The organism is Marinobacter sp. UBA5687, from assembly GCF_002420325.1.
Taxonomy (GTDB): Bacteria; Pseudomonadota; Gammaproteobacteria; order Pseudomonadales; family Oleiphilaceae; genus Marinobacter; species Marinobacter nauticus.
On record NZ_DIHV01000018.1, the window covers coordinates 1 to 5305 of the forward strand.

Annotated in this window: 2 protein-coding genes and 1 pseudogene; 1 reads left to right on the plus strand and 2 read right to left on the minus strand. The window is 55.6% G+C overall.

Going from position 1 to position 5305, the window contains the following annotated elements; translation table 11 throughout:
* Positions 1-121: 121 nt before the first annotated feature.
* Positions 122-1570 (plus strand): exodeoxyribonuclease I, encoded by a 1449-nt coding sequence (gene sbcB / locus B3Y70_RS01915; protein WP_286895564.1) that lies wholly within the window; start codon positions 122-124, stop codon positions 1568-1570.
* A gap of 17 nt (positions 1571-1587) precedes the next feature.
* Here the strand turns inward: sbcB and B3Y70_RS01920 are convergent, their stop codons facing one another.
* Positions 1588-4848 (minus strand): DEAD/DEAH box helicase, encoded by a 3261-nt coding sequence (locus B3Y70_RS01920; protein WP_286895566.1) that lies wholly within the window; start codon positions 4846-4848, stop codon positions 1588-1590.
* A 133-nt stretch (positions 4849-4981) separates the two neighbouring features.
* Positions 4982-5305 (minus strand): annotated as a pseudogene (locus B3Y70_RS01925) (hypothetical protein); the annotation flags it as partial.

The following is a 5305-nucleotide window of genomic DNA, read 5'->3' on the forward strand; positions in this document are numbered from 1 at the left end:
TTTGAGTCAATTGACGGGTGGAGGCATTGACCGCCTGCGCACCCATCAGACGGATATGGGTACCAAGCTGTTTTGATTTTGCTAGACTCCTGCCTCTGAACCAACACGCAGGAGTCTTCCTTTGATCCGCTCTTTCTACTGGCACGATTACGAAACCTTTGGCGTAGACCCGGTTCATGACCGGCCCTCCCAGTTTGCGGGTGTGCGCACCGATGCGGATCTGAATATCATCGAAGACCCGCTGGTGATCTATTGCAAGCCAGCCGATGATTACCTGCCTTCTCCTGAAGCCTGCCTGATTACCGGTATTACTCCCCAGAAAGCGCTGGAGGACGGATTTCCGGAAGCCGAGTTTATCACCCAGATTAATGAGGCTTTCAGCCAGCCCGGTACCTGTGCCGTGGGCTACAACAGCCTGCGATTTGATGATGAAGTTACCCGGCATACGCTGTATCGCAATCTCCGGGATCCCTACGCCAGGGAATGGCAGAACGGGAACTCTCGCTGGGACATCATTGATATGGTGCGGCTGACCTATGCCTTGCGGCCGGACGGTATCCACTGGCCCCGCAAAGAGGATGGCAGCCCGAGTTTCAGGCTGGAAGAGCTGACGGTGGCCAATGGCATTGCTCATGAGGCTGCCCACGATGCCATGTCGGATGTGCTGGCCACCATTGCCGTGGCAAAGATGATCAAGGAAAAGCAGCCCAAACTGTTTGATTTCGTTCTGAACAACAAAGACAAACATTCCGCCCGGCAAATGCTGGATACCGCCGCTATGAAGCCGGTGTTTCATATTTCCGCCAAGTACCCGGCAGCAAGGGGTTGTTGTGCGCTGGTGGCGCCGTTGGCAGAGAGCCTGAGCAATAAGAACCAGGTGATCGTTTACGATCTTCGGGAAGACCCGGAGGCGCTGATTAACGCCTCGGTAGAAGAGATCCGTGAGCGGGTATTTACGTCTCAGGCGGAACTGGGGGAGGGCGTTAGCCGGTTTCCGCTGAAAGGTGTGCAACTGAACAAATGCCCTGTATTGGCGCCGGCGACCATGCTCTCCACGCTGTCACAAGAGCGGTTGGCCGAGCTGGAGTTAGATGGTGATGTGCTTCGGGCAAATCTGGCCAAGTTGCGCAAAGCTCCGGACCTTCCTGCTCGTATTGCCCAGGCATTCGAACAGGATTTTCAGGGCAGCGACCTGACTGATCCCGACGAGCAACTTTACGCTGGCGGTTTTATCAGCAAAACCGACCGGGAGAAACTCAACTGGTTGCTGACCCAGCCCGTGGAGATCCTGGCCGAACAGGAAGTGCGGTTTGAAGACGCGCGCCTGCCGGAGATGCTGTTCCGTTACCGTGCCCGAAACTATCCGGATACCCTGGTTGGCGAGGAAATGGAGCGCTGGGAGCAGTTCCGTACCGAAAGATTGATGCAGCCTAAAAAGGGATGGCGGTCGCTGGAAGCTTTTGGCCGTGAACTTCAGAGATTGGCCTCGGATCCTGAGCTGACGCCCAAAAAGCAGCAGGTTCTTGAGGACTTACATCTCTATGGCGAATCCCTGATTCCCTATATGTAAGGAGGGCCAGCCCCCTTTTATTTCTCGAACAGGACGGAAATATCGTCGGCCGTAATGGCCGAGCTGAAGGCATCAGCTTTGCCGTACAGACCGTCTGCAAGCTGGCTCTTCCTTGCCTGTAGTGCCTGAATTCGCTCTTCTACCGTGCCTTCGGTAATCAGACGGTACACGAAGACAGGTTTGTCCTGGCCGATGCGCCAGGCGCGGTCTGTGGCTTGTTGTTCGGCTGCGGGGTTCCACCACGGGTCATAGTGAATAACGCAGTCCGCGGCGGTCAGGTTCAGGCCGGTACCACCGGCTTTCAGGCTGATGAGGAAGACCGGGCTCTCGCCATTCTGAAACCGTTTAACCGGTGTGGCGCGGTCTCTGGTTTGGCCGGTGAGTTTTTCATAGCCTAGGCCAGCCGCCTTCAAAGTGGTTTCGATCAGCGCCAGCATGCTGGTGAACTGAGAGAAGATGATGACCTTGCGTCCCTCATCCAGCAGTTGTTCCAACATTTCCATTAAAGAGTCGAGTTTGGCCGAACCGGCTGTTTCTTCCGGGTTAAGCAGAGCGGGATGGCAACAGATTTGCCTGAGTTTCAGGAGCGCATCCAGTATTTCTATCTGGCTTCTTGCTGCGCCCTTATCGGCAAGCAATTTGCGAATGCGCTTATCCATGGTGGCGCGGATGGTCTCATACAGATCTTTCTGCTGGCGATTCAGCTCAACGTGACGCACGATCTCGGTTTTTTCCGGCAACTCCGGAGTTACCTGATCTTTCGTGCGCCTCAGCATAAATGGTCGCACCCGGCGGCTCAGCTCCGCATAACGGCTCTGATTGCCCTGTTCTTCAATAGGTTTTCGGTAGTGTTCGCGGAAGATTTTCTGGTCTGCCAGGTAGCCCGGCAGAATAAGATCAAACAGGGCCCATAGCTCTCCGAGGTGGTTTTCCATTGGTGTGCCGGTAAGTGCGATGCGGTTTTCGGCTGGCAGGCGGCGAGCCGCTTTGGACGTCACGGTTGCCGGGTTTTTCAGGTGTTGGGCCTCGTCGAAAAAAGCCAGGCTGTATGACTGGTTCTGGTGCTGTTCCAGATCCCGGTGCAGGAGTGGGTAGCTGGTAATCACCAGATCGGCCTCCGCTACCATGTCGAAGAATGGTTTACGACGTTGGCCATGGATCACCAGGCATTTCAGCCCCGGGGTGAATTTCTCGGCTTCTGCCTCCCAGTTGGCAATAAGCGTGGTCGGGCATACCACCAGAGCAGGCGCGGAAAGCCGACCTGCGGCTTTTTCGGCCTGAATGCAGGCGAGGGTTTGTAGGGTCTTGCCCAGGCCCATATCGTCGGCAAGAACGCCACCGAGCCCGAATTCTCGCAGGAACATCAGCCAGTTCAGGCCATCTTGCTGGTAGTGGCGCAGCTCTGCCCGAACCTCTGAGGGAACTGGCACATGGTTCAGTGCCTGAAAGGACGTGAGTTTTTCGCTGAGGTTGCGCAATTCTGCGTTGCTTTGCCAGTCTGCCGTTAGCTCACCCATTACCTGTGCTGCATCCAGTTTTGGCAGCCTTAGTTTGCCGCCAGGTTCTTTCCCTAACAGGCTCAACAGGGTTCGGGCCAATGGTCGGATGCGGCCTGAAACAACCCGGATGAGAGCGTCGCCGTTATGGAGCCAGAGGGTTTCAGGCAAGGCATCGTCACTGTCATTGTTGAGGTCGAGATAAACCAGGGCCTGTTGTAGTAGCGGAATCAGGTCAATCTGTGTGCCGTTGTAGTCAATGCCCACTTCAACATCAAACCAGCCCGGCGATTCTTCATCCGGCTTCAGACTGCCGTGCAGCTGGTCTATTTCAATAACCGGTACATCAAAACTCTCGTCCATTTCAATTTGCCAGCCGCCTGCATCCAGTCGCGGTAAATCGAAGGCAATGAAATCCAGCCACTGGTTACGGGTTGGCAAGGTGAAATCGAGAAAACTGCCATACGGTAGCGCATTAACCATGTCTGCTTCGAGATGATCGGTCATTGTTCCCGCCATTTTGAAATCGGGCAAATCACGATGTAGCCATTCGATTTCCGCATCCTCATCCCGAATGACCAGCAACGGGCCATTGTTGCCATCAACCAGAACCCGGGGTTCCTGTTCCGAGAACGCTACCCGGTGGCCTTCATAGCTGAACATTAACCTCGCCATTAGCAGTGGCAGTGTCCCGGGGACGGGATGCTGAAGGCTGTACAGCTGCAGTATCGGCTGGGGTGCTGCCTGCACCATGGAGGGCACCTGGAAAGATTCAGGCAGAACGGTGCCGGCTTTTTCCAGTATGGGCGCAAGATCTGGCAAAGCCTGCTGAAGCTGGTTTTCCGCCAAGGGAGGACATTGTTGTAGAAGTGCGGTTGTACGGGCATCCAGCGAGTTCTGCACCCGCCCGATACGGAGTTCTTTTTCGTCCAGATAGTAGGCGGGCGAGGTGTTCAACAGCCGAATGTGTGACGGGAGCGCCTTGCTGACCAGTTGCCAATGTTGTTTATCTGGCAACTGCATCCACTCAAAGCCGGATTCTAGAGTCTCTCCGAGTTGAAGCGGCGGGTTTCGAGTGGATTCCAGAAAGAAGCGGCGGGTTTTCAGCGCCGATTCAATAAAATAGGCGCCCGTGGTCCCCTCCAGAACCGGTGCAACACGAAATGCTGTGGGCAGTGCGTTTAACCATGTGAGCGGTGCTATATCGCTCTCTCGCAGGTATTTCGGGCGATCGTATTCAAGGTTGGTACGGCTCCACACGGTGGTTTTGGAGCCACTGGAATATTCTCCCGATTTACGACGCCGAACCTTGTTCACTGACAGGCTCTGCTGGCTGCGGTGTGGCTCTATGTGGAGCAGGTACGCCAGACACTCAGGGTTGGAAGCGTTGTCGATCGAACTGAAAACTGAGGCCGCCTGTTCCAGCCATGTTTCCGCTGTCGGGTATTTGTATCGTGTATCGGCTTCCGGTTCGTATTTTTCAGCGCTCAGGCCTGCTTCGTAATTGGCCTGAAGTATAACGGCCACCGCATGCTTACACCGGAACCCCACCGGGCAACTGCAGAAGGTGTTTATTTTTCCGGGCAGGTAGCGGTCGAACCGAACCTCGGTGATATAGAGCTGGCGCTGGCTGCCAGAAACCTCCGCTCGCAGCACCTGTATGCTCATGCCTTCGGTTTCACGAACCAGGTTTTGTACCCGGCCCTGGCTGAAATAGCGCTTGCCTCGTTGCAGGCTGTTGGCGTCAAAGTTGAGGTTCAGGTTTGCTTGCGAGACTTGCATGGCTGAGAGCGGGCACCGGTAGATTCAAAAAAGGGAAAGCTACCGGAAACCAGCACCATGCTCAAACGAATTTGGGCCAGGCCCTCCGGACATTTTGCCTGGGCAAATGTCCGGAGGGCCTGGCCCCCATTGTTTAGCGCCGACGCTGGAAATACACGCTCAGGTTCTGCCCCATCAGGCTTTGAACTTCACTACCCAGGGCTTCCGCCTGGATCTGGCGCTGTACCGGGCCGGTGGCCAGGCTGTGGCCATCTTCATCCCGGGCTTTAATCAGCTTCCACTCCACTTCATTGCTCACCAAGGCCAGCAGTTCTTTGAGCTGGTTGGCGTCCTGCGGCCGGAACCATCGATCGCGGCAGCCGCCCAGGCTGTAGAAGTCCTCGTCCTTCAGCAGCTCTGTCCAGAGGGTATCTTGCCGGTTGGCCAATACCATCCTGCGAAGTTGACGCAAGGCGGT